The sequence below is a fragment of the Microbulbifer sp. ABH2_005 genome (genome assembly GCF_056160005.1).
The window spans coordinates 1-781 of record NZ_JBSWWI010000008.1; the positions used below are offsets into that span (position 1 = coordinate 1).

At 42.3% G+C, this 781-nt stretch carries 1 protein-coding gene; it reads right to left on the reverse strand.

Annotated features, from left to right (window positions below; genetic code table 11):
- The coding region (locus ACXAFI_RS20010) for a hypothetical protein (protein ID WP_475110173.1) at positions 1-781 on the reverse strand (781 nt) is incomplete at both ends.

Consider the following 781-nt stretch of genomic DNA (forward strand, 5'->3'; position numbering starts at 1 on the left):
TTACCTTGTTGTCATCTAGCAAAAGAAGATTGCCACTAATAGCACTGGCATTTAGTGACGCAGCACCGTTACCCTCAATTGTGGTAAATCCAGTAAAGCGGATACTATCAGCATCAATACGTCCATCATTGGTCAGGGCAAATTCATTGTCATCGTTCTTACTTTCCAGTGTGCCCTGATTATCTGAAGCGGTGACTTTTTCTATATTGGTAAAGGTAATTCCGCTGCTTGTGGCTTCTCTATTTGTATTAGAGAGACTCCATGTACTGTCGGCCACAAGTGTGCTAACAGTATCCGTGCCTTCGCCGGTATCAATCGTTTTATTGAAGCCAGTAAATTCAATGTTATTCGCTGTGATTTTGTCAGCAGTATTGGCAATAATAAAACTGTCGTCTACAGCCGATCCGACGATCTTTCCGTTCGAGCTGTTAATAAATTCGACCTGTTCAATATCTTTGAACAGGATATTGGCATTACGCAGTTCTTCTTGATTTCCGGTAAGATCTACATCAGTTTCTGTATTCAGTTGATCAGAAACTCCATCATTACTCATGCCACCAGCATTAACTTCTTCAATACCGGTGAAGCTGATATTGTAAGTATGCAATTCACCATTAAGGAAGCCAAACGTATCGGCCCCGTCGGTACCGAGCAGAATATCGGTTGTATTAACACCAGCATGTGCTCCGGCTTCCACTCGGGTAAGACCATTGAAGCTCATCCCATCAACTTGAATCGCCGTTGTGCTATCAGCATTTTTTACAATCTGGTAGCTATCATT